General features: G+C 72.9%; 17 protein-coding genes. 12 read left to right on the top strand and 5 right to left on the bottom strand.

Features of this window, described 5'->3' with window-relative positions; genetic code table 11:
• The first annotated feature begins 4 nt into the window (after positions 1-4).
• The 6 genes from nadA (at position 5) to ACIBEF_RS16585 (ending at position 10,341) form a co-directional block, all read left to right on the top strand.
• Positions 5-1,204, top strand: a complete 1,200-nt coding sequence (gene nadA / locus ACIBEF_RS16610; protein WP_396794144.1) for a quinolinate synthase NadA — start codon at positions 5-7, stop codon at positions 1,202-1,204.
• A 200-nt stretch (positions 1,205-1,404) separates the two neighbouring features.
• Complete coding sequence (gene murA, locus ACIBEF_RS16605) at positions 1,405-2,772, top strand: UDP-N-acetylglucosamine 1-carboxyvinyltransferase (protein ID WP_247669761.1); 1,368 nt, start codon at positions 1,405-1,407, stop codon at positions 2,770-2,772.
• A gap of 113 nt (positions 2,773-2,885) precedes the next feature.
• A complete protein-coding gene (locus tag ACIBEF_RS16600; protein WP_355007751.1) occupies positions 2,886-3,479 on the top strand; it encodes a DUF3043 domain-containing protein in 594 nt (197 codons plus the stop codon).
• A 174-nt stretch (positions 3,480-3,653) separates the two neighbouring features.
• Entirely contained in the window at positions 3,654-4,214 is a 561-nt protein-coding gene (locus tag ACIBEF_RS16595) for an XRE family transcriptional regulator (RefSeq protein ID WP_357202862.1), read from the top strand.
• 383 nt (positions 4,215-4,597) lie between these two features.
• The gene (locus ACIBEF_RS16590) at positions 4,598-9,298 is read left to right on the top strand and encodes a WG repeat-containing protein (RefSeq protein ID WP_396794143.1); all 4,701 of its coding nucleotides are present in this window, start codon (positions 4,598-4,600) and stop codon (positions 9,296-9,298) included.
• A gap of 44 nt (positions 9,299-9,342) precedes the next feature.
• Positions 9,343-10,341 carry an aldo/keto reductase family protein gene (locus ACIBEF_RS16585; RefSeq protein WP_396794142.1) on the top strand — a complete coding sequence of 333 codons (999 nt, stop codon included), beginning with the start codon at positions 9,343-9,345 and terminating at the stop codon, positions 10,339-10,341.
• Positions 10,342-10,444: 103 nt separating this feature from the next.
• Here ACIBEF_RS16585 and ACIBEF_RS16580 read toward each other — a convergent pair whose 3' ends face one another.
• Positions 10,445-11,242, bottom strand: coding sequence for a site-2 protease family protein (locus ACIBEF_RS16580; protein ID WP_396794141.1), 798 nt, complete (start codon positions 11,240-11,242; stop codon positions 10,445-10,447).
• Positions 11,242-11,442 (bottom strand): hypothetical protein, encoded by a 201-nt coding sequence (locus ACIBEF_RS16575; protein ID WP_007463228.1) that lies wholly within the window; start codon positions 11,440-11,442, stop codon positions 11,242-11,244. The genes ACIBEF_RS16580 and ACIBEF_RS16575 overlap by 1 nt, the downstream gene beginning before the upstream one ends.
• Positions 11,443-11,712: 270 nt before the next feature.
• Here ACIBEF_RS16575 and ACIBEF_RS16570 point away from each other — a divergent pair, with 270 nt between their 5' ends.
• The 3 genes from ACIBEF_RS16570 to ACIBEF_RS16560 all read left to right on the top strand — a co-directional run bounded on the left by ACIBEF_RS16570 (position 11,713) and on the right by ACIBEF_RS16560 (position 15,764).
• The gene (locus ACIBEF_RS16570) at positions 11,713-13,635 is read left to right on the top strand and encodes a bifunctional adenosylcobinamide kinase/adenosylcobinamide-phosphate guanylyltransferase (RefSeq protein WP_396794140.1); all 1,923 of its coding nucleotides are present in this window, start codon (positions 11,713-11,715) and stop codon (positions 13,633-13,635) included.
• Entirely contained in the window at positions 13,625-14,398 is a 774-nt protein-coding gene (locus tag ACIBEF_RS16565; protein WP_396794139.1) for an adenosylcobinamide-GDP ribazoletransferase, read from the top strand. Before ACIBEF_RS16570 ends, ACIBEF_RS16565 begins: the two co-directional genes overlap by 11 nt.
• A gap of 67 nt (positions 14,399-14,465) precedes the next feature.
• Positions 14,466-15,764, top strand: coding sequence for a DUF2314 domain-containing protein (locus ACIBEF_RS16560; RefSeq protein ID WP_396794138.1), 1,299 nt, complete (start codon positions 14,466-14,468; stop codon positions 15,762-15,764).
• A 141-nt stretch (positions 15,765-15,905) separates the two neighbouring features.
• On the opposite strand, the gene gcvT is transcribed toward ACIBEF_RS16560, so the two are convergent.
• Positions 15,906-17,036, bottom strand: a complete 1,131-nt coding sequence (gcvT, locus tag ACIBEF_RS16555) for a glycine cleavage system aminomethyltransferase GcvT (protein WP_396794137.1) — start codon at positions 17,034-17,036, stop codon at positions 15,906-15,908.
• A 162-nt stretch (positions 17,037-17,198) separates the two neighbouring features.
• Here gcvT and ACIBEF_RS16550 point away from each other — a divergent pair, with 162 nt between their 5' ends.
• The gene (locus ACIBEF_RS16550) at positions 17,199-18,773 is read left to right on the top strand and encodes a leucyl aminopeptidase (protein WP_396794136.1); all 1,575 of its coding nucleotides are present in this window, start codon (positions 17,199-17,201) and stop codon (positions 18,771-18,773) included.
• Between the two features lie 48 nt (positions 18,774-18,821).
• Here the strand turns inward: ACIBEF_RS16550 and ACIBEF_RS16545 are convergent, their stop codons facing one another.
• Positions 18,822-19,148, bottom strand: a complete 327-nt coding sequence (locus tag ACIBEF_RS16545; RefSeq protein WP_355007761.1) for a hypothetical protein — start codon at positions 19,146-19,148, stop codon at positions 18,822-18,824.
• Positions 19,149-19,326: 178 nt separating this feature from the next.
• Here ACIBEF_RS16545 and lpdA point away from each other — a divergent pair, with 178 nt between their 5' ends.
• Positions 19,327-20,718, top strand: a complete 1,392-nt coding sequence (gene lpdA, locus ACIBEF_RS16540) for a dihydrolipoyl dehydrogenase (protein WP_396794135.1) — start codon at positions 19,327-19,329, stop codon at positions 20,716-20,718.
• Between the two features lie 67 nt (positions 20,719-20,785).
• Positions 20,786-22,630, top strand: a complete 1,845-nt coding sequence (gene sucB, locus ACIBEF_RS16535) for a 2-oxoglutarate dehydrogenase, E2 component, dihydrolipoamide succinyltransferase (protein ID WP_396794134.1) — start codon at positions 20,786-20,788, stop codon at positions 22,628-22,630.
• Between the two features lie 62 nt (positions 22,631-22,692).
• Here the strand turns inward: sucB and ACIBEF_RS16530 are convergent, their stop codons facing one another.
• On the bottom strand, positions 22,693-23,628 hold the full coding sequence (locus ACIBEF_RS16530) for an SDR family NAD(P)-dependent oxidoreductase (protein WP_396794133.1): 936 nt from the start codon (positions 23,626-23,628) through the stop codon (positions 22,693-22,695).
• Positions 23,629-23,663: the final 35 nt, after the last annotated feature.

Here is a 23,663-nt window from a genome sequence, read left to right as displayed (position 1 = left end):
CTACGTGACTTCGACCTGGGTGGAACCCTCCAACACGGCGACGGCTCTGCTGCTGCTCGGCCGGGGCAGTGACCCCGACACCGAGCGCGGCGTCGAGTGTCCGGGCGACCTGCCGGCGCCCAGCGATCCGGATCTGGTGGCCCGTGCCACCGCCGCGAAGGCGAAGCTGGGCAGCAAGGTCTTCGTGCTGGGGCACCACTACCAGCGCGACGAGGTGATCCAGTTCGCCGATGTGACGGGCGACTCGTTCAAGCTGGCCCGGGAGGCCGCGGCCCGCCCGGACGCGGAGTACATCGTCTTCTGCGGCGTGCACTTCATGGCCGAGAGCGCGGACATCCTCACCACCAGCACCCAGCGGGTGATCCTGCCGGACCTCGCGGCGGGTTGCTCGATGGCGGACATGGCCGTGCTGGGCCAGGTCGAGGCCGCGTGGGACACGCTGACCGAGCTGGGCATCGCCGGCGACACGGTCCCGGTGACGTACATGAACTCCTCGGCCGACATCAAGGGTTTCGTGGGCCGCAACGGCGGCGTGGTCTGCACCTCGTCCAACGCCAAGCGCGCCCTGGACTGGGCCTTCGAGCAGGGGTCGAAGGTGCTCTTCCTGCCGGATCAGCACCTGGGCCGTAACACCGCGGTGCTGGAGATGGGCCTGTCGCTGGACGACTGCGTGCTCTACGACCCGCACAAGCCCGGTGGCGGGCTCACCCCGGAACAGCTGCGCGCCGCCAAGATGATCCTGTGGCGGGGGCACTGCTCGGTGCACGGCCGGTTCACCCTGGAGAGCGTCAACGACGTACGGGAGCGGGTGCCCGGGGTCAACGTCCTGGTCCATCCGGAGTGCCGGCACGAGGTGGTCACGGCCTCGGACTACGTCGGGTCCACCGAATACATCATCAAGACCATCGAGGCGGCTCCGGCCGGCTCGGCGTGGGCGCTCGGCACCGAGCTGAACCTGGTCCGCCGGCTCGCGCTGGCGCACCCGGACAAGCAGATCATGTTCCTGGACAAGGCCGTCTGCTACTGCTCGACGATGAACCGGATCGATCTGCCGCACCTGGTCTGGGCCCTGGAGGAGCTGGTCGCGGGCCGGGTGGTCAACCAGATCACGGTGGACGCCGACACCGCGCACCACGCCCGGGTGGCGCTTGATCAGATGCTCGCGTTGCCCGGCGCTGACACCCCGCCGCCGACGGCGCCCTGATCACGATCCGTAGCGCTCTTGGTACGCAAAAGTGCCGGATCACCGATTAGTGCCACACACGCCGATGTGACCGAGTCCTTTTTCGTCACCGAGGGCTATGCTGCCCAAGCGACGACACACGCGAGCCGTTTCGATGTGGCCGCATCCGGGGTAGCGACGACGTTCAGGCTCCCCACCATCAACACAGCAGCACCGACGCGCTGGAGGTTGCGTTGACCGACGACGTCCTGGTTGTGCACGGCGGCACTCCGCTCGAAGGGCGGATCCGCGTGCGCGGCGCGAAGAACCTCGTTTCGAAGGCGATGGTCGCCGCGCTCCTCGGCGACAGCCCGAGCCGATTGTTCGACGTGCCGAAGATCCGCGATGTCGAGGTGGTGCGAGGTCTGCTCGGCCTGCACGGCGTCAAGGTCACCGACGGCACCGAGGACGGCGAGCTCGTCTTCGACCCGGCGAACGTGGAGAGCGCCAGCACCGACCAGATCAACGTGCACGCCGGTTCCAGCCGGATCCCGATCCTGTTCTGCGGCCCGCTGCTGCACCGCCTCGGGCACGCGTTCATCCCGGATCTGGGCGGCTGCCACATCGGCCCGCGCCCGATCGACTTCCACCTTCAGGCGCTGCGCGAGTTCGGCGCGACTGTCGAGAAGCGGCCCGAGGGGTTGCACCTGTCCGCGCCGAACGGGCTGCACGGCACCAAGTTCGCCCTGCCGTACCCGAGCGTCGGCGCCACCGAGCAGGTGCTGCTGACCGCCGTGATGGCCGAGGGCGTCACCGAGCTGCGCAACGCCGCGGTGGAACCGGAGATCATCGACCTGATCTGCATCCTGCAAAAGATGGGCGCGATCATCAAGGTCCACACCGACCGGGTGATCGAGATTCAGGGCGTGCCCAAGCTGCACGGCTACACCCACCGGCCGATCCCGGACCGGATCGAGGCGGCGAGCTGGGCGGCCGCCGCCCTGGCCACCCGTGGTCACGTCGAGGTCCTGGGCGCTCAGCAGGCCGACATGATGACTTTCCTGAACATCTTCCGCTCGGTCGGCGGCGAGTACGAGGTCACCGACGCCCGCGCGCCGAAGCTGGGCGACCCGGGTCAGGAGGGCGGCATCCGCTTCTGGCACCCGGGTGGCGAGCTGAACGCGGTGGCGCTGGAGACCGACGTGCACCCCGGCTTCATGACCGACTGGCAGCAGCCGCTGGTCGTGGCGCTGACCCAGGCCCGTGGCCTGTCGATCGTCCACGAGACGGTCTACGAGCAGCGGTTGGGCTACACCGAGGCGCTCAACTCGATGGGCGCCAACATCCAGGTCTACCGGGACTGCCTCGGCGGCACGCCGTGCCGCTTCGGCCGGCGTAACTTCAAGCACTCCGCCGTGATCGCCGGGCCGAGCAAGCTTCACGCCGCCGACCTAGTCATCCCGGACCTGCGGGCCGGGTTCAGCCACCTGATCGCGGCGCTCGCGGCCGAGGGCACCTCCCGGGTGTACGGCGTGGACCTGATCAACCGGGGCTACGAGGACTTCGAGGCGAAGCTCGCCGACCTGGGCGCGCACGCCGAGCGTCCGTAACGTCGCTCACCCATCGTTCGGCTACGACGGCTCCAGGTCGCGCTGCGACCTGGAGCCGTCGGCCGCTGTACCGCGATGTGCACCGGGCGCGGACCGTTGGCTACCCTTGCCGCGTGCCGTCGCTCTTTCGCCGCAAGTCCACCGACCTCGTCGACGAGGCCGTCACCTCGGTGACCCCCGAGGAGACCGCTGAGCGTTCCCGGGGTTACACCCCGGCCAAGGGTCGGGAGACGCCCAAGCGGCCGACCGTCGGCCGTCGGCCGGCCGGCCCCACCCGTCCCCTCACCAAGGAGGAGGAGCGGGAGCGCCGCCGGCAACTGCGCGCCGAGGCGGCGTCGGAGTTCCGCCGCGAGGGTGGCCCCCGCGACCGTGGCCCGGAACGGCTGCTGGCCCGCAACGTGGTCGACTCCCGGCGTACCGTCGGCACCTGGTTCTTCGGCGGCGCGTTGATCGTGCTGGTCGGGTCTAACGCGGCCATGCCGCCGGTGGTCCGGCTGATCTCCAACGTGCTCTGGGGAGCGCTGGCGCTGGGTGTGGTCGTCGACTCGGTGCTGATCTGCCGCAAGATCAGCAAGTTGGTCCGGGAGCGCTTCCCGAAGACCGACCAGCGGATGGGCTCGCTCTTCCTCTACGCGGTCATGCGGTCGATCACCTTCCGCCGGATGCGCGCTCCGGCGCCCCAGGTCAAGCTGGGCGACAAGGTCTGACCCGCGGGAGGGCCGTCCCACAGCTCCACGATCCGCGCACCATCAGCGAAACTGCTGCCTCAGACATCTGCGGGGCAGCAGTTTCGCCGTAACTGCGCTGATCTTGTCGTGCGTTCTTCATGCTGAACGGGTCGTTGTTCGACAGACCGAACATGTGACCAATGGAGCGAAGGCATGCCTTCGGAACCGGCTGCCCCCCTGGCCACCATCGCCGCAGCCCTGCGCCGGGAGCGGGAACGGGTCGGCATCTCGCTGACCGAGCTGGCCCGCCGAGCGGGGGTGGCGAAGTCCACCCTCTCCCAACTGGAGTCGGGCACCGGAAACCCGAGTGTGGAGACACTCTGGGCGCTGGGCGTCGCCCTCGGTGTGCCGTTCAGCCGGCTGGTGGAGCCCGTCGACGACGGCGTACGGGTCATCCGGGCCGGGGACGGGCCGCACGTCCGCTCGGAGCAGGCCGACTTCAGCGGAACGCTGCTCAGCGCCGGTGCGGCGCACCTGCGCCGGGACGTCTACCTGATCAGGCTCGAGCCCGGCGCGGTGCGGGCCGGGCCCGGACACACCCCGCGCAGTATCGAGCACGTGGTGGTCGCCGCCGGCCGGCTGCGGGTGGGGCCCGAGGCGGCACCGGTCGAACTCGAACCCGGCGACTACGCCACGTTCCCCGGCGACGCCCCGCACCGTTACGAGGCGCTCGCTCCCGGTACGTTCGCCGTCCTCGTCATGGAGCACCCCTGAACGAGGACGGCGATCCCGCCGCAGCCAGCTGGTCCTTCAGTGCGGTAAGGTCGAAGTCCAGATTCGCTTATAGGACCAAATGTCCGAAACCAATGGGATAACGTTTGCGCCGGTGGGCGGCACCACAGTGGCGGTGAGCGAGCCCACGCCGTTACCCTCCATCCGCAGCCACGGCCTGCCGGATCGGCGATCTGACCGGCGCGTGTGGCCCCAGCGCGACAATTTGCAACGAGGTGACAACGCGTGAGCGAGCGGACGCGAGCCGGCCACCGGGGCGTGGCAGGCGGCGACCGGACGCCCAGCGGTCACCCGACGGCGGCTGCGGACACCTCACCCCCGGCGAGAATCGGCCGAGCGGCCGGGTGTGGCGACGGGCTCGACGGATGAACGGCCGCTACACCGACCGGTGGTCAGACCCGAACGAACCGTCCTGGGTGGTCGAGCCGACCACCGAGTGGCACCCCCAGTTCCCCGGCCAGCGTTACGCCGGCGACATCGGCTTGCCGCACCAACCACCACCGCGCGGACGCGCGACGGTGTCCGGTCGCGCCGAGGTGCCGCCGCTGGCGCCCACCCGCCCGGACGGCACCTACCTCGGCCGGTCCTGGTCGGACGAACCACCGGCGGAACAGGCACCTCACGGCCGTTCCTGGGCCGACGACGAGCCGGGCGAGGCGTCGGCATACAGCCGACTCCGCAGCGACGAGCTCGCGGCCGACGCGTCCACCTACGGCCGGCCCGACAGCGCTGACTCCCGCCACTACGACCACGAGCCGTACCGTCGTCCGCTGCCCGAGCCACCCCGCCGCGACGACCGCCGCTCGCCCGAGTCGGACCGACGGACCGCCTGGTCCGACCGACGCCCCGCCGACGAGCGAGGTCCCGCTCGGGAAGCCGCCTGGCATCGGGACCAGCCCAACCCCGAGCGGTACGACAGCCGCGGCCCCCGGCAGGAGCCCGCCGAGCGGGATCGGGGTTACCGGGGATCTCCGCCGGTCTCCCCCGCGCCCCGACCCGAACCCGGCTGGGTGCCCGAGCCGGACGACACACCACGTCGGCGCGGCACGCCGGAACGGCCCGCCGCTGGTCACGAACGGCACACCGCCGACGGGTACGGCGTCCGACCCAGCCGCGACCACGACGGCCGCGTCGCCGACGGGGTCGACCCGTGGGCATCAGTGGACGGCCGCACGCGATACCGCGCCGACGGGTACCCGGACCGGGCCGCAGACGACCTGCGCCGCCCGGAGCCGCGCTACCGCGCGGACGAGGGGATCGGCGCAGCGCCCTCACCCAACGGTGGGCGACGGCGTCGCCCCGAGCCGGACCTGCCCGACCAACCACGCCTCGACGACGACCGGCGGCGGCCCGACACCGACCCGCACCGGCAGCAGCCCCGGGAGGCGGCGGCCCGCGCCGAGGCGTACCCGGACCGGCGACCCCGCGAGCAGGCCCGCCCGGACGGGTACCGCGACAACGGGTACCGCGACGACGCACCCCGTGAGGACGCGTACCGCGAGCCCCGGCCGCAGCCGGGCCAACGGTCGGACGGCAGTCTGCCCTGGCCAGCACCGGGGCCGGTGCGCCAGGACCGCACCTCGGACCGCACCCGGGAGCCCGGCCACCGCACCACGGACCCGCACCGCACCGACCCATACGGCAGCCCCGACCCGCACCGCAGCACGGACCCGCACCGCAGCACGGACCCGTACCGCAGCACGGACCCGTACCGCAGCACCGACCCGTACCGCGGCGCCGAGCCGGGCATGTCGCCGCGCCCGGCCGCCCGGCCCGACCGGCCGGCGGCCACGCCGTCCCGGCCTGACGAGCGCCCGACGGCCACTCCGGCACGGTACGACGAGCGACAGGTACGCCCGGCCGCCACGGCGCCGCCCGCCTCCGACCGCGCCATGCCGGTCTCCCCGGAGCGACCGGTGTCGCCAGCACCCGACTCCCCCGCCAGCCGTGGCTGGGACCGACCGGTGTCAGCCGCCCCGGCCTCCCCGCAACGACCGGTGTCGCCAGCACCCGACTCCCCCGCCGCCCGCGGCTGGGACCGACCGGTGTCGGCCGTCCCGGTCTCGCCCGCCTCCGACCGGCCAGTCTCGGGGCCACCCGCCGCGCGCCTGCGGTTGGAGTACCTGCCCGCGCCGGTGGACCCACCCGGTGCCGACGAGCGCTCGGACGCCCCACCAGCATCGGGACGCCGGCCGCTGGCCGAACCGCCACCGGCATCCGGACCGCATCCCGCTCCGCCGCCGCGTTACCCCGGGCCGGACAGCCGGGACCGTCCGGCGGACCAGCGGCGCGGCGAGGAGCCGGGCCCGGACCGCCGTCGGGTCGGCGACCCGTTGGCCGGTACCCCACCGACCGACCGACGGCCGACCTCCCCGGACCGCTCGCCCACGGCCGAGCGGCCGCACCCCGCCGATCGACCGGCCGCGCCGGATCGACCGGCCGCGCAGCAGCGCCCGTACCCACCGGAGCGACCGGCAGCGACGGCGGACGCCCGCCCGTCGGTGGCCCCGCCGCCCACCTGGCAGGCACCTCCGCCGTCGGCGACGCGGTCCGACCCGCCTCCGGCCGATCCGACCCCGGTGGCTCCGCCACCGGCGGCCCCGCAGCCACCGGCGGCGGAGGTCGAGCCGGTGCTCCCGCCGGCCCCCGGTACGCCGCGCCGCTACGTACCCCCGCCGCCCGTGGAAGAGCCGGTGGCGCCCGTTCACGAGCCGGACGACGTCCCGGATACCCGCGGGCCGGAGGCGTGGTTCAGCCCCGCTCAGCCCGCCGAATCCGACCACGCCGAGCCTGCGACGGACCAGCGGTCGTTCGACCCGGTCGACGACGTGGCCGGCGACCCCGACCTCTCCTCGACACCGGACGCGCAGACGTCGACGCCGGCAGCCGACACCCATCTCGATGTGGCCGACGAGCACGCCAGCGGGTCGGCACCGGACGACGCGTTCGACCCGGTCTCCGCGCCGCCCGCCCACCCGGTCTCCGGTGCCCCGCGGCTCTGGGCGGACGACCTGGACGACGACCCGCAGCCCGGCTTCGACACGGAAGCTGTGGATGGCGACCAGCCCGTCTCCGGCGTACCTGTCGCGATGCCCCATCAGCGAACCGAAGCCGACCTCGACGCCGACCGGCAGCCCTTCGCCGCGTCGCCCAGCGCGGACACCGAGTCGGTCGAGCACGACCCGACGGACGAACTCGCGCCACCCGCCGAGCCGACGGACGCGATCGACGACCCGAGCGCGAGCCCGGCGGACGGCTCGCCAGTCGACGAGTGGCGGGGCGACGCGGCGACGCATGTCACGGCTGCGGACGACACGAGCCCGCCCGTCTCGGCACCGCCGTTCTCCGCACCGCCGATCTCGGTCACACCGGTCTCCGTACCTCCGGCCCCACCGGTATCGGCGCCACCCGCGGCACCCGTCTCCGCACCGCCGGCATCGACCGCAGCTCCGGTGTCCGCACCACCCGCCTCACCGCAGCAGTACTCCGTAGCGCCCGTATCCGCGCCACCGGCCTCGACAGCACCGCCCGCCGCAGCGCCGGTCTCCGGACCGCCGGCGTCGGTGGTGCCGACGTCCGGACCGCCAGCGTCGGTGGCGCCGGTCTCCGGACCGCCAGCGCCGACGTCCGCGCCGCCGGCGTCGGCAGCGTCGGCCTCCGAGCCGCCGGCGTCGGCCCTACCCGGCCCGAGGAGCGGCCCGGACGGGGAGCACGAGCAGGTGTCCCCGCCACCCGACGAAGCACCGCCGGTGGTGACCCGCCCGTCGCTGGCCGACCCGGGCGACCCGGAGCAGGTGCTGGCCGCGTACCGGTGGCGGTTGGACCCGGTCTCCCTGCGCGAGGAGCTGACGGAGCCCGACGACCTGCGGGCCATCCGTCGGCGGCTGACCGAGAAGTTGGGTTCGGCGGTCGACAACCGTGCCCGGGCCCGGCTGCTCAGCCTGCGGGCGGTGACCTCGCGGATCCTCGGCGACCTGGACGACGCGCTGGCCGACGGTCGGCTCGCCCTCACCTACGCCGAGGCCACCGGCGAGCTGCGCCGGACCGCGCTGGCCCAGGCCCGGCTGGCCCACGTGCTGCGCTGGCGCGGCGACTTCGCCGAGGCCGACCAGCTCTTCGCCCAGGCCAACTCGGTCGAGTTGCCCGACCGGCTACGGGCCGCGCTGCACGAGCACGCCGGGCGGTCGTGTTACGACCAGGGGCGGCTCATGGAGGCGTGCGAGCACTTCGAGAAGGCGCTCGACCTGCGCGGCGCGAGCGACGCCGAACTGCTGGACCGGGTCCGGGTCGCCCTCGACGCGGTCACCGTCCGGGCCGAGGCGGATGGCTTCGGGGCGTACCCCCGGGGTCGGGACGAGGTGCTCGACCGGGACCGGCCCCCGTTGCCGGACCGGGACGGGTCGCTGTGGGGTTACACCAGCCAGGACGGCGACGTGGTCGTCCCCGCCCGGTACGCCGAGGCGCAGCCCTTCCACGACGGGTTGGCCTGGGTCCGCCGGCCGGACACCGACCGCTGGTCGCTGATCAACCTGCTCGGTACGACGGTGATCCCGCCGTCCTTCCGGGCCGCGCAGCCGTTCAGCGACGGCCTGGCGTGGGTGGTCGGCGAGGGTGGTTGGACGGCGATCGACGCGACCGGGGCGGTGCAGGTCGCGCCGAACTTCGCCGAGGTACGACCGTTCCGGCGTGGGCTGGCCGCGGTGCGCCGCGAGGGTTGGGGGGCGGTCGACCGGACCGGTCGGGTCGTCGTGCCCACCCGCTACCACGGCTTCGTCACTGAGTTGGCCGACGGCCAGAAGATCGACGGTTTCACCGACGAGGGGCTCGCCGTGGTCGACGTGGCGGGTCGGCGGGGCGTGGTGGACCGCACCGGCACGGTGCTGGTCCCGCCGGCGCACCCGATGCTGGTCATCCACCCGGTGGCGTTCCTGGTCGAGAGCGACAACGGGCGGTGGGGCGCGCTGGACCGGCGCGGCGTGCCGCTCATCGATCCGGTGCACCGCGATCGCGCCGAGGTGCTGGAGGAGATCGACCGGCTACTCACCGACGCCAACCCGGTACTCTGAGTCGCCGGTCGCCGGTGTTGATCCACTGGGGCTAGGGTCGGTACATGGAATTCCGACACCTGGGCCGTTCCGGCCTGATGGTCAGCGAGATCTCGTACGGCAACTGGATCACCCACGGTTCGCAGGTCGAGCAGGACGCGGCGTTCGCCTGCGTCCGGGCCGCTCTCGACGCGGGGATCACCACCTTCGACACCGCCGACGTGTACGCCGGCACCCGGGCCGAGGACGTGCTCGGCCGGGCGTTGCAGAACGAGCGCCGTGAGGGCCTGGAGATCTTCACCAAGGTCTACTGGCCGACCGGGCCCGGCCGCAACGACCGTGGCCTGTCCCGCAAGCACATCATGGAGTCGATCAACGGCTCGCTGCGCCGACTGCGCACCGACTACGTGGACCTCTACCAGGCCCACCGCTACGACAGCAGCACCCCGCTGGAGGAGACGATGGAGGCGTTCGCCGACGTCGTCCACTCCGGCAAGGCGCACTACATCGGCGTCTCCGAGTGGACCGCCGCCCAGCTGCGCGCCGCCCACCCGCTCGCCCGGGAGCTGCACGTCCCGCTGGTGTCCAACCAGCCGCAGTACTCGCTGCTCTGGCGGGTCATCGAGACCGAGGTCGTGCCGGCCAGCGAGGAGCTGGGCATCGGGCAGATCGTCTGGTCGCCGATGGCGCAGGGCGTGCTCTCCGGCAAGTACCTGCCGGGCCAGCCGCCGCCGGCTGGTTCCCGGGCCACCGACGAGAAGTCGGGCGCGGGCTTCATCTCCCGGTTCATGAACGACGACGTGCTGACCCGGGTCCAGCAGCTCAAGCCCCTCGCCGAGCAGGCCGGGCTCAGCATGGCCCAGCTCGCCGTGGCGTGGGTGCTGCAGAACCCGAACGTCTCGTCGGCGATCATCGGCGCGTCCCGCCCCGAGCAGGTGCACGACAACGTGAAGGCCGCCGGGGTGAAGCTCGACGCCGACCTGCTCACGGCGATCGACGACATCGTCGACCCGATCGTCGAGCGGGACGCGGCGAAGACCGAGTCCCCCGCGCAGCGTCCCTGACGTTGTTCCGGCCCGGCCGGCGCGAATCCCCTCGCGCCGACCGGGCCGGGTCAGCGCCGCCCGGTCGCCGGGACGGTCAGCGCCGCCCGGTCGCCGGGCCCCGTCAGCTCTGCCAGAAGCGGATCAGCTCCAGGCCGGTGGCGTAGAGCCACGACGGCAGACCGAGCAGGTCACCGACCGCGAAGACGGCGTCGAAGAACCAGCCGCCGATGCGCGGGTTCCACAGCAGCGCGAAGAGCAGGATGAAGCCGTACGGCGCGAACAGGTCGTACATCTTGCGCCACTGCGGGGTGAGCCACGGCTGGATCATGTTGCCGCCGTCCAGGCCGGGCACCGGCAGCAGGTTCAGCACACTGGCGGTGAGCTGGAGGAAGGCGAGCAGCGCCACTCCGGCCCAGAACTCCACCGGACCATCCGACCGGGTGCCGACCTGCACCGCCGCCACCAACACCAGCGTGAACAGCACGTTCGTCGCCGGGCCGGCGAGGCTGACCAGGGTGTGCCGCAGTCGACCCGGGATGGCGTGCCGGTCCACCCAGACCGCGCCACCCGGCAGGCCGATGCCGCCGAGCAGCACCACCACCACCGGCAGCACGATCGACAGCAACGGGTGGGTGTACTTGAACGGGTTGAGCGTCAGGTAGCCGCGATGGGCGATGCTCCGGTCGCCGGCCCGGTAGGCCACCACCGCGTGGGCGTACTCGTGCAGGCAGAGCGACACCAGCCAGCCGGACACCACGAAGAGGAACACGTTGAACCGGACGCTGCCGTACCCGTTCCAGGTCAGCACCCCGCTGACCGCGAAGAGCGCGACCAGACCGAGGAAGACCGGGCTGGGCCGGAACGCCGCCTTGGGCACGCCGAGGACCAGCCCGTCACCGCCTGGGCGGTCGTAGGCCATCACTCGGCCGTGGGCAGCAGGCTCATCCGGTAGTCCACCCGGTCGTCCTCCACGAGCGCGACCGAGGTGACGCCGGACGCCGCGAGCTCCCGCCAGGTCTGACCGATCCAGGATTCGGCGTCGGCCTGGCTGCCGAACGACTCCGCCGGTCCCTCGACCGTCTGGCCGTCCGTGCCCTCGTACCGCCAGCTCCACGCCATGCCGCGTCTCCCCTCGCCGCTGAAGTCCCCGTGGGACGAACCCTCGCCAGCGTAGTCGGCCCGGCGCGCAACGGCCGCTCGCTCGCCCCCTGCGGGGCCGACGGGGTGGATCAATCCGATCGACGCCGGCCGGTACGGTGGCTCGGGTCGCCCCGCATTCGGGTGGGGGAACTGGGCGCTTCCCCGCAATGGAGGCGGAACGGACTTTCGATCTTCGGCAGGGTCGGGGCGACGTGCCCGGCCCCGAAGGATGAGAACTAAGGTACGGGCATGTCCGTAGACGGGTGGAACACGGTCCTGGTGCTCGGCGGTATCCGGTCCGGCAAGTCCGAGTTCGCCGAGTCCCTGGTCAGCGACGCGCCGGTGGTCCGCTACGTCGCCACCGCGCCCGAGGGCGACCCGGAGGACACCGAGTGGGCGACCCGGCTGGCGGCGCACCGCGCCCGACGCCCGGGGAGCTGGACCACCGAGGAGACCACCGAGGACCCGCGCCGGCTGGCAGACGTGCTCGGGTCCGCCGAGCCCAACGAGTTGTTGCTCGTCGACGACCTGGGCGGCTGGGTGACTGTGCTGCTCGACCCGGACCACCAGCCCGCCGACGACCTGGCGACCATCGCCGAGCTGGCCGAGGCGATCCGCGGGTGTGCCGCCCGGGTGGTGCTGGTGAGCCCCGAGGTGGGGCTGTCGCTGGTGCCGACCACCCCGCTGGGCCGGGCGTTCACCGACGCCTTGGGCGCGGCCAACCGCGCGGTCGCCGACGCCTGCGACGCGGTCGTCCTGGTCGTCGCCGGTCAGCCGGTCTGGCTCAAGTCGCCCGCCACCGCCACCGCCACCGAACCGTCCGCTCCCGCCACCGTGACCGCGTCGCCGGCCGCCGCCGCACCGGTCGTGGCGAGCCTGGCCGACACCGAGCCCACCCCCGAGGTGCAACTCCCCGACGTGCTGACCCCCACGCCGCCGGCCGCCCCGACCGCGGAACCGGGCAACCCGTGGGCCGCGCCGACCATGGCGCTGCCGATGGTGTCCACCGGGCTGGTCATCCAGCCCGGCATGGAGCTGCCGATGCCCGACGAGTACGCCGGCCCACAGGCGGTCGACCGGCTGGCCACGCTGGACGTACCGGGTGCCGGGCTGGGCGTGTTGGACCGGGTGGTGGGCTTCGCCGCCGCCACCCAGGGCACCTCGACCCCCGCCGCCTGGGGCTCGGCGCGGGTGCTGCTGCTGCACGGCGACCACGCCGGCGGGGCCGCGGCCGGCACCGTCGCCGGTGAGTCGGCACGCCGCGCCGCACAGGCCCGCGCCGGTCGGGGCGCGTTGGCACGGCTGGCCGCCGAGAGCGGCGCGAGTCTCCAGGTGGTGGACACCCCGGCCTCCGCGCCGATCGAGGACGAGCCGGCCCTCGCGCCGGAGCAGGTGGAGTCCGCGCTGCGTTACGGCTGGCGGTTGGCCGAGCAGGCCGCCGACGCCGGCGTACAACTGCTGGTGCTCGGCGCGTGCGGCGCCGGCACCGAGGCGGCGGCCGCGGCGGTGCTCGCGGCGACCGCGGGCGCGGAGCCGCCCGCCGTGCTGGGCCGGGTGATCACCGAATCCGGCGAGATCGACGACGCGGCGTGGATGATCCGCTGCGCGGCGGTACGCGACGCGCTGCACCGCACCCGACGCTCGTCTCGCGGCGCGAAGGACATCCTGGCCGAGCTGGGCGGCGGCGACGTGGCGGTGGCCACCGGCGTGCTGCTCGGCGCCACCGCCCGCCGGGTGCCGGTGCTGCTCGACGGTCCGGTCGGGATGGCCGCCGCCATGGTGAGCCGTGACCTGGCCGGGCAGGCCCGGCACTGGTGCCTGCTGGCCGACCACGGCGGGCACCCGGCCGTGCGGCTCGCCGCCGACGTGCTGGGCCTCACCCCGCTGCTCGACCTGCGGATGGATCTCGGCGAGGGCGCCAACGCGCTGGTCGCGCTGCCGCTGCTGCGCTCGGTGCTGGCGTTGTCCGCCGCGCTGCCGGTGCACCCGTCGCTGGGCGGCACCGACCCGCCCGCCGACGAGCCGGAGTCCACCGACCCGAGCTACGCGGACCCGGATCTCACCGAGCCCGACTCGACCGAGCCCGACTTCGCCGAGCCGGAGCCGGCCGGGCCGGGACCGGCCAGCACCGGGGTCGACGAGCAGCCGGCGTCGGGCTGGCGTGCCGGCTGAGCCACGGCTGCTCGCGGGAGCCCGGCTGGCGGTCACCACGTTCACCACGCTGCCGGTGCGGGCCGGGCGCATCGACCGACCCGTCGCGGGCACGGCGATGGCCCTCGCCCCGGTGGTCGGCGCGCTACTGGGCGCCCTGCTGGCCGGTGTGCTGCTGCTGACCGGGGCGCTCGCACCGCCGCTGGTGGCGGCCGGCGTGACCGTCGCCGTCGCCGCGCTGCTCACCCGGGGGCTGCACCTGGACGGGCTGGCCGACACGGTTGACGCGCTCGGCTCCTACCGGCGGGGCGCGGCGGCCCTGGAGATCATGAAGAAGCCGGACGTCGGCCCGTTCGGGGTGGTCGCCCTGGTGGTCGTACTCCTGGTGCAGGCGGCGGCGCTCGCCGACCTCGCCGGTCGGTCCTGGCCGGCTTGCCTCGCGGCGGTGGTCGCGGCGACCGCGGCCGGGCGGCTCGGTGTCACGGTGGCCTGCCGGCGGGGCGTGCCGGCGGCCCGGCCCGACGGGCTGGGCGCGCTGGTCGCCGGCACGGTCGGCCCGGCGGCGGTGGCCGCCGGCGCGGTCGCCGTCGTGCTGCTGGCGGTGCCCGCGGTGCCGGGCCGTCCATGGCAGGGGCCGCTGGCCGTCGTCGCCGCGACCGCCGTCGCGCTACCGCTGCTCAACCACGTGGTACGCCGCCTCGGCGGGATCACCGGCGACGTCCTCGGCGCGACCGTCGAGGTGGTCACCACGCTGGTCTACCTGGGTCTGGTGCTGTCCGGCTGAACCAGGCCCGGCGGGCCGGGTAGCGTTCGGCTCGACAACACCGGCGCGGCCACCGGGGGATCCCACAATGCTCATCACGGACGACTTCCTGCCCGTTCCGGTGCCGGAGTCGCTCAGCGCGACCTACCTGGTGCCAATGGCGGGGCTACCGAAGGTCAGTGCGAAGACCGCGGTGGCGGCCCTGACCGGCCGACTGGCCGAGCCGGTGCACGGGCTGGCCCGGCAGATGCTCGACAGCCCACTGATGAGCGTCGACACGCGGCCGATCGCCGAGTTCCCCGAGCTGCCACCGGACCTGCTCACCGCGTTCGGTGCCACCAAGGAGCAACTGGACCGGCTGGCGGCGGCGACGCACCTGGTGGTCGTACAGGCCGAGTACCGGCCCGGTTGGCCACCCGCGCACGAGTGGGCCGCGCGGGCGGTCGCCGCAGCCGTCGCGGAATCCGTCGACAGCGACGTGGTGGACGTCTTCGGCCTCCAGTTCCTCGACCCGGCGACCGCGCTGCGCTCCCTCCCCGACGAGCAGGGCCGGATCCGACTTGTCGACTGGGTACTGGTGCCGTACTCGTCGGACACCGAGGGCCTGTGGTTCACCACCAAGGGGCTGCGCCGCTTCGGTCTGCTGGAGTTGCAGACCCAGGGGGTGCCCGACCACCTCACCCGGGCCTGGGGTGCGGTGATGACCGGGGCGGCCCGCCGACTGCTGCGGGACTGGACCGACGGGCTCACCGGCGAGGAGGTGCCGGCGTTCGTGCAGCTCCCGGTGCTGGCCACGGTCACCGGGCACGACATCGCTGTGGCGTACGGCAACCCGGAGCAGCACGGCGCCACCGCCCCGGTGCTGCTGCGCCTCGAACTGGACCCGGCGACCGACCCGGAGGCCGACTCGTTCCTCAGCCTGCGCCCGCCGGCCGGGCACCCCGGCCCGGACGGGCGCTACTACGCCGCCGCCTGCGCGACCCTGTTCTCCGGCATCCAGCTGGACGTGCGCTACGCCCGCTCCGGTGACGCGATGAGCCGTGCGGTCGCCACCGCCCGGGCCGCGCTGGACGACGCTCGGGCCCGGTTCGTCGCAGGCCAACTCCCCACCGAGTCACAACTGGTGGTGAAGTACGGCCTGCCCGGAGACGACGGCCCGGAGTACGTCTGGGCGGGCGTCACCTCCTGGGAGACCCCGGAACGCATCGTCGGCGTGAGCGCCAGCGACGCCAACACCGACCAGAGCGTGCGCATCGGCGCCCCCGTGGTCGTGGAGACGTCCGACGTGGTCGACTGGGCCGTCCTGGACGCCACAGGCGTCATCGAAGGCGGCTGGACCCAGGCAGTCCTGGACTCCGGCGAACCCCCAACCCCCAAAACCCCCTAACCCCACCCAGCCCCAGCCCCAGCCCCAGCCCCAGCCCCAGCCCCAGTTGATCATGGGGTTAGCGGGGGATCTGATCTCTCAACGTCCCGTCAACCTCATGATCAACGCCGTGGGTGGGGTGGGGTGGGGTGGGGTGGGGGGTTACTTCACTGAGGGGTTTACGAAGGGGGGTTTGGTCAGGGTCAGGGGGGCTCGGCGGCCTCGGATGTCGATCTCGACCTCGTCGCCGTCGGTCAGGTTGGCGTCGGTGTTCAGCAGGGCCAGCGCGATGCCCTGCTTCCTCGTCGGGCTGAAGGTGCCGCTGGTCACGGTGCCGACCTGGGTGTCGCCCACGTGCAGGGTCATGCCGGGCCGTGGGATCGCCCGGTCGACGGCCACCAGGCCGCGCAGCGTACGCCGGGGGCCGGCGGCCTTCTCGGCGAGCAGCGCGTCGCGGCCCCAGAAGGCCGGCTTGTCCCAGCCGACCGCCCAGCCGGAGCGGGCCTGCACCGGGCTGATGTCCAGGGAGAGGTCCTGCCCGTGCAGGGGGTAACCCATCTCGGTCCGCAGCGTGTCCCGGGCGGCCAGCCCGCAGGCCCGCAGCTCGAAGGCCGCGCCGGCAGCGAAGAGCGCATCCCAGACGGCGACGGCGTGCTCCGCCGGCACCACCAGTTCGTAGCCCAGCTCACCCGTGTAGCCGGTACGGCAGACGGTCAGTTCCACCCCGGCGAGGCTCGCGGCGGAGAAGCTCATGTAGCCGTGTTCGGTGGGCAGGTCCAGGGCGGCCAGCAACTCGGCCGAACGGGGACCCTGCACGGCCAGCACCGCGTACGCCTCGTGCTCGTCGGTGACTGTCACCTGCGCGGGAGCGGCGGCGCGCAACCGGCGCACCACCTCGGCGGTGTTCGCCGCGTTCGGAATGAGGAAGACGTGGTCGTCGGCGTAGAGGTAGGCGATGATGTCGTCCACCACACCGCCGGTGGCGTCGTCGCAGCAGAGCGTGTACTGCGCCCGGCCCGGGCCGATCCGGCCCAGGTCGTTGCTGAGGCAGGAGTTGACGAAGTCGGCCGCGCCGGGGCCGCTCACCCGGGCCTTGCCCAGGTGTGACACGTCGAAGACCCCGACCGCCGTACGCACCGCGGTGTGCTCCTTGAGCACCCCGCCGCCGGCGTACTCCAGGGGCATTTCCCAGCCCCCGAAGGGGGCGAACTTGGCTCCGGCGGCGGTGTGCCGCTCGTGCAGCGGGGAACGGCGCAGCCGGGTCGCGGCGGCGTCGGAGGTCACGTCGGTCATGGGTGGCAACTTACCGGGGGCAACGTCGCTGGTTAGCATCGGCGGGAGCCCGCTGGCGCTGTCGGCGGGACAGCCATGACGTCCGGCGGGTAGGTTCCGCCGGAGACCTTCACCGCTGGTACGCGACGCCGCGACCGGCCCGGCCCGCCCGGAGTAGCTTCAGTGACTTCACCCCGCACCACCAACCTGAGCCTGGTCGACACCGACCCGGCGGAGCTCGCCGTCGACGCGATCGTGATCGGCGTGCACAGCCAGACCGGAGAGCAGGGCGCCACCAGCGGCCTCGCCGGCACCCTGCTGCTCGCCAGCGGCGCCGAGAGCATCGCTGCCGCGTTCGACGGCAAGCTGACCGAGACCCTCGCGCTGCTCGGCGCGACCGGCGGGCCGGGTGAGGTCATCAAGCTGGCCACCCTGGGCACCGTGACGGCCCCGCTGGTCACCGCGGTCGGGCTCGGCCCGGAGCCATCGGGTGCCGCCCCGGCCCCGGAGACGCTGCGCCGGGCCGCGGGTGCGGCGATCCGGGCCCTGGCGGGCGCACCCACTGTCGCGCTGGCGCTGCCGCTGCCGGACGACGCAAACGCGTCGGCCGAGCTGCGCGCGGTCGCCGAGGGCGCGCTGCTGGGTGGGTACCGGTTCCCCGGTTACAAGACCCGGCCCCAGCCGACCCGGCGCGAGCCGGTGGCCGAGGTGCTCATCGCGGTTCCGGACGCCGCCGACGCGGGTGCCCAGGCGGAGGTCGTCCGGGCGCAGGCGGTGGCGGGCGCGGTCCGGATCAGCCGGGACTGGGTGAACACCGCGCCGAACGAGCTGCGTCCGCCGTCGTTCGCCGACGCGGTCGCCAGCGCGGCGCGCGAGGCGGGCCTCGGCGTCGAGGTGCTCGACGAGGCGGCGCTGGCCGCTGGCGGGTACGGCGGCATCGTCGCGGTCGGGCAGGGCTCGGAGGCCCCGCCGCGGCTGGTGAAGCTGACCTACACCCCGCAGGACGGCGGCAACGGCAAGCGGGTCGCGCTGGTCGGTAAGGGCATCACCTTCGACACCGGCGGCATCTCGATCAAGCCGGCGCAGGGTATGTGGGAGATGAAGTCCGACATGGCGGGCGCCGCCGCGGTGGGCGCGGCCATGCTGGCGATCGCCGCGCTGAAGCCGACGGTGGCGGTCAGCGCGTACCTGCCGATGGCGGAGAACATGCCGTCGGGCACCAGCTACCGGCCGGGTGACGTGATCACCATGTTCAACGGCAAGCGGGTCGAGGTGCTCAACACCGACGCCGAGGGCCGGATGATCCTGGGCGACGCCATGGCCCGTGCCTGCGCGGACGGCACCGACTACCTGTTCGAGACCTCCACCCTGACCGGCGGCCAGGTCATCTCGCTGGGCAAGCGGATGGCCGGCGTGATGGGCACCCCGCAGCTGTGCGACCGGGTGAAGGTGGCCGGCGACGCCGTCGGCGAGCCGGCCTGGCCGATGCCGCTGCCCGACGACGTCCGTAAGTGCATGGAGTCGGATGTGGCGGACATCTCGCAGGTCAACGCCGGGATGGACCGGGCCGGTCACATGCTGCAGGGCGGCGTGTTCCTGCGCGAGTTCGTGGCCGACGACGTGGCGTGGGCGCACATCGACATCGCCGGGCCGGGCTACCACTCGGGCGAGCCGTTCGGCTACTGGACCAAGGGCGGCACCGGCGTTCCGGTCCGCACGCTGGTGCAGCTCGTCGAGGATGTCGCCGCCAACGGCTGACGGAACGGAAAGCGAGGGGCCCCCGGTCGACGCCGGGGGCCCCTTTCACTACCGCTCGGGGCGGCGTTTGCGGCGTTCGTTGAAGTCGCGCATCCGCTGCGGGTAGCCCATCAGCCGGACGTCGTAGACCGGGATGCCCATCCGGTACGCGAAGCGCCGGGCTCCGTCCGGGCCGTCGATGCGCCGACGGGTCCACTCCCCGTCGTCAGCGATCAGGATGACGGTGGTCTCGGTCACCGTCGTACGGGGTTCGATGTACGCCTCGACGCCGCGCCGACTCCGGATGAAGTTCTCCAAATGGTCCAGATCCCCACGACTGGCAGCACGGTCATGGCTCGGCACAGCCGCCTGTTTGCGGCGCCGGAACAAGCCCACCGGTTCTCTCCCCCACCGAGCGTCATCGACAACGGTGCCAAGGGTACGTGTCGATGACGTGTCGTTGGGCACCTCGGTACGCACCCTGTGCCCAGTGGTGACAAGATGACCGAGGTGGGGTGTGTCCGTGTTACACCTCTGTGACCCCCGATGCAGCGACGCGACCTGGGAGTTGGACGTGAGCGAGCCGAACGAAGCGACCTTCGACATTGTCATTCTCGGAGGTGGCAGCGGCGGCTACGCGACCGCGCTGCGCGCCGTCCAGCTGGGCCTGAAGGTCGCGCTGGTCGAGAAGGGCAAACTCGGCGGCACCTGCCTGCACAACGGCTGCATCCCGACGAAGGCTCTGTTGCACGCCGCCGAGATCGCCGACCAGGCCCGTGAGTCGGAGCAGTTCGGGGTCAAGGCCGAGCTGATCGGCATCGACATGGCCGGCGTCAACTCGTACAAGGACGGCGTGATCGCCCGCCTCTACAAGGGCCTGCAGGGCATGTTGAAGGGCAACAAGGGCATCACGATCGTCGAGGGTGCCGGCAAGCTGGTCGGCAAGAACGTGGTCGAGGTGGACGGCAAGCGCTACACCGGCCGCAACATCGTCCTGGCCTCCGGCTCGTACGCGAAGAGCCTGCCCGGCCTGGAGGTCGACGGCGAGCGGATCATCACCAGCGACCACGCCCTCACGATGGACCGGGTGCCGTCGTCGGTGATCGTGCTCGGTGGCGGTGTGATCGGCGTCGAGTTCGCCAGCGTGTGGAAGTCCTTCGGCGTGGACGTGACGATCGTCGAGGCGCTGCCCCGGCTGGTCGCCGCCGAGGACGAGGAGTCGTCCAAGGCGCTGGAGCGGGCGTTCCGCAAGCGGAAGATCAACTTCAAGGTCGGCAAGCCGTTCGAGAAGGTCGAGAAGACCGAGGGCGGCGTCAAGCTGACCATCCAGGGCGGCGAGACCGTCGAGGCGGAGCTGCTGCTGGTCGCCGTGGGTCGCGGCCCGAACACCGCCAACCTCGGGTACGAGGAGCAGGGCGTCACGATGGACCGCGGCTTCGTGCTGACCGACGAGCGGCTGCGCACCAGCGTGCCGAACGTCTACGCGGTCGGCGACATCGTGCCCGGCCTCCAGCTCGCGCACCGCGGCTTCCAGCAGGGCATCTTCGTCGCCGAGGAGATCGCCGGCCAGACCCCCGCCGTGATCGACGAGGTCGGCATCCCGCGCGTCACGTACTGCGACCCGGAGCTGGCGTCGGTGGGCCTCACCGAGGCCAAGGCCAAGGAGCAGTACGGCGCCGACAAGGTCAAGACGTACAACTACAACCTCGGTGGCAACGGAAAGAGCCAGATCCTCAAGACCACCGGCTTCGTGAAGCTGGTCCGGGTCGAGGACGGCCCGGTCGTCGGCGTACACATGATCGGCGCCCGGGTGGGTGAGCTGATCGGTGAGGCGCAGCTCATCTACAACTGGGAGGCGTACCCGGCGGAGGTCGCCCAGCTCGTGCACGCCCACCCGACCCAGAACGAGGCCCTGGGCGAGGCGCACCTGGCCCTCGCCGGCAAGCCGCTGCACGCGCACGCCTGATCATCCACAACCGCGGCGTCCGGCGACGGGCGAAGATCCCACCAGGGGAATGAAGGAGTCTCAGAACATGCCGGTATCGGTCACCATGCCCCGGCTCGGCGAGAGCGTCACCGAGGGCACCGTCACTCGCTGGCTCAAGCAGGAGGGCGACACGGTCGAGGTCGACGAGCCCCTGCTCGAGGTCTCCACCGACAAGGTCGACACCGAGATCCCGTCACCCGCTGCCGGCGTGCTGAGCCGGATCGTTGTCGGCGAGGACGAGACCGCAGAGGTCGGCAGCGAGCTGGCCGTCATCGCCGGTGAGGGCGAGTCGACCGGTGGCGGCGAGGCAGCCCCGCAGGAGCAGGCCCCGGCCGAGTCGGTCGAGCCGGCCGCCGAGCCGACGGCCGCCGCCGAGGGCACCGCGGACGAGGTGGCCCAGGACGAGGCCCCGGCCGAGACGCCGGCTCCGGCCGCCGCCTCGTCGGGCGAGGGCACCGCGGTGAAGATGCCCGCCCTGGGCGAGAGCGTCACCGAGGGTACGGTCACCCGCTGGCTCAAGCAGGTCGGCGAGACCATCGAGGTCGACGAGCCGCTGCTGGAGGTCTCCACCGACAAGGTGGACACCGAGATCCCGTCGCCGGTCGCCGGCACCGTGCTGGAGATCAAGGTCGCCGAGGACGAGACCGCGGCGGTCGGCGCCGACCTGGCGATCATCGGCGCTGCCGGCGGGGCCCCCGCCCAGGCGCAGCCCGAGCCGAAGCCCGAGCCGAAGGCGGAGGCCAAGCCGGCCCCGAAGGCCGAGCCGAAGCCGGAGCCCAAGGTCGAGGAGCCGACACAGGGCGCCTCGTACAGCGAGCCCGCCGCGGAGACCGAGAGCTCGGCGCAGCCGGCGAAGACCGAGCAGGCCGCGCAGCCTGCCGCGCCGACCTCGGCGCCGGCACGCCCGTCCGCTCCGGCGCCGGGTGCCGGCGAAGAGGCCGCCGGGTACGTGACCCCGCTGGTGCGCAAGCTGGCCAGTGAGCACGGCGTCGACCTGTCCGCGCTCAACGGCACCGGCGTGGGTGGTCGGATCCGCAAGCAGGACGTGCTGGAGGCGGCCGAGAAGGCGAAGGCCGCCAAGGCCGCTCCCGCCGCCGCACCGGCGCCGTCGGCCGCACCGTCGGCGGCTGCGGCCACCCCGGCCGCGAAGCCGCAGCCGAGCGGCAAGCGGGGCACCACCGAGAAGCTCCCCCGGATCCGCAAGGCCATCGCCAAGCGGTTGCACGAGTCGCTGCATGAGATGGCGCAGCTCACCACGGTGGTCGAGGTGGACGTCACCCGGATCGCCAAGCTGCGGGCGCAGGCGAAGGACTCGTTCGTGCAGCGGCACGGCGTGAAGCTGTCCTTCCTGCCGTTCTTCGCGCTCGCCGCCATCGAGGCGCTCCAGATCCACCCGATCGTCCAGGCCAGCATGGACCTGGAGGGTGGCACGATCACCTACCCGGCTGCCGAGCACCTCGGCATCGCGGTGGACACCGAGCGGGGTCTGCTGACGCCGGTCATCCACAACGCCGGCGACCTCAACCTGGGCGGCATCGCCAAGCGGGTCGCCGACCTGGCCGAGCGGACCCGGACCAACAAGATCAGCCCGGACGAGCTGGCCGGGGCGACCTTCACGCTGACCAACACCGGCAGCCGGGGCGCGCTCTTCGACACCCCGATCGTGCCGTCGCCGCAGTCGGCGATGCTCGGCACCGGTGCCGTCGTCAAGCGGCCGGTCGTGGTCAACGACCCGGAGCTGGGCGAGGTCGTCGCGATCCGGTCGATGGTCTACCTGGCCATGTCCTACGACCACCGGCTGATCGACGGCGCCGACGCGGCCCGCTTCCTGACCACTGTCAAGGAGCGGCTGGAGGCCGGCAACTTCGAGTCGGAGCTCGGCCTGGCCTGATCTACCGCAACGCCGAAAGGGCGCCCCGGTCATCGACCGGGGCGCCCTTTCGTCTGCCGTCCTCAGCTCTTGAGCAGAGCGGTCGACACCTGCCAGAGCCGTTCGGCGGCCTCCGGGTCCAGCGCGTAGTCGGCGACCCCGGTCCGCTGGCCCGGCTGGGCGGGGGCGGCCTCCTGGCAGTCCTCGAAGTAGCGCCCACCCACCTCGTCGAGCAGCGGTGACGCGGCGACCAGCACGGAGGTGGCGGCGCCCTGCTCGACGGTCTTCCAGGCCGCCGCGTTGCCCGACCGTATCCGGTCCAGTTCCTCCTTGCTCACGTAGCGCTGCAGGTTGGTCTGGATCGCGCCGGGCATCAGCGAGTTGGTGTAGATGCCGTCGTCGGACCAGCGCCGGGTCGCTTCCACGGCGAACAGCACGTTCGCCGTCTTGGACTGCCCGTACGCCTGCCACGGCTCGTACTCCCGCTTGTCGTACTGGATGTCCTCGAAGACCACCGGTGAGCGCAGGTGGGCGGCGGAGCTGACCGAGACGATCCTGGCCCCGTCGCCGGCGGCGAGTGCCGGGCGGAGCCCGTTGGCGAGCGCGAAGTGCCCCAGGTGGTTGGTGGCGAACTGCATCTCCCAGCCCTGCGGTGTGCGGGACAGCGGTGCCGCCATGATCCCGGCGTTGTTGACCAGGATGTGCAGGGGGCCGTCCCAGTTGGCCACGAAGTCGGCGATCGAACCCTGGTCGGCGAGGTCGAGCGGGGCGACCAGGACCCGGTCGTTGCCGGTGGTGCCGGTGATGTCGTTGGCGGCCTGCTGGCCCGCGTCCGGGTTCCGGACGGCCAGGGTGACCTCCGCGCCTGCGCTGGCCAGGGCGCGGGCGGTCTCCACGCCGATCCCGGAGGACCCGCCGGTGACGATCGCCCGCCGCCCGGCGAGGTCCACGCCCCGGATCACGTCCATTGCGGTGGAGTGGTGGGCGAACGAAGTGGTGATCGGGTTGTTGGTCGTCATTGTCCATCCTTGTCCGGGGTGGGCGGACCGAACGG

Source organism: Micromonospora sp. NPDC050795 (genome assembly GCF_044456785.1).
GTDB lineage: Bacteria > Actinomycetota > Actinomycetes > Mycobacteriales > Micromonosporaceae > Micromonospora.
Note: the sequence above shows the minus strand (reverse complement) of the source record. Positions and strands in the feature narration are given on the sequence as shown.

Coding starts and splice junctions, on each gene's coding strand:
- sucB (WP_396794134.1), top strand. CDS start 20,786: ATGCCGGTATCGGTCACCATGCCCCGGCTCGGCGAGAGCGTCACCGAG.
- ACIBEF_RS16570 (WP_396794140.1), top strand. CDS start 11,713: ATGTCCGTAGACGGGTGGAACACGGTCCTGGTGCTCGGCGGTATCCGG.
- ACIBEF_RS16575 (WP_007463228.1), bottom strand. CDS start 11,442: ATGGCGTGGAGCTGGCGGTACGAGGGCACGGACGGCCAGACGGTCGAG.
- ACIBEF_RS16580 (WP_396794141.1), bottom strand. CDS start 11,242: ATGGCCTACGACCGCCCAGGCGGTGACGGGCTGGTCCTCGGCGTGCCC.
- ACIBEF_RS16585 (WP_396794142.1), top strand. CDS start 9,343: ATGGAATTCCGACACCTGGGCCGTTCCGGCCTGATGGTCAGCGAGATC.
- ACIBEF_RS16595 (WP_357202862.1), top strand. CDS start 3,654: ATGCCTTCGGAACCGGCTGCCCCCCTGGCCACCATCGCCGCAGCCCTG.
- gcvT (WP_396794137.1), bottom strand. CDS start 17,036: ATGACCGACGTGACCTCCGACGCCGCCGCGACCCGGCTGCGCCGTTCC.
- ACIBEF_RS16560 (WP_396794138.1), top strand. CDS start 14,466: ATGCTCATCACGGACGACTTCCTGCCCGTTCCGGTGCCGGAGTCGCTC.
- ACIBEF_RS16530 (WP_396794133.1), bottom strand. CDS start 23,628: ATGACGACCAACAACCCGATCACCACTTCGTTCGCCCACCACTCCACC.
- ACIBEF_RS16590 (WP_396794143.1), top strand. CDS start 4,598: ATGAACGGCCGCTACACCGACCGGTGGTCAGACCCGAACGAACCGTCC.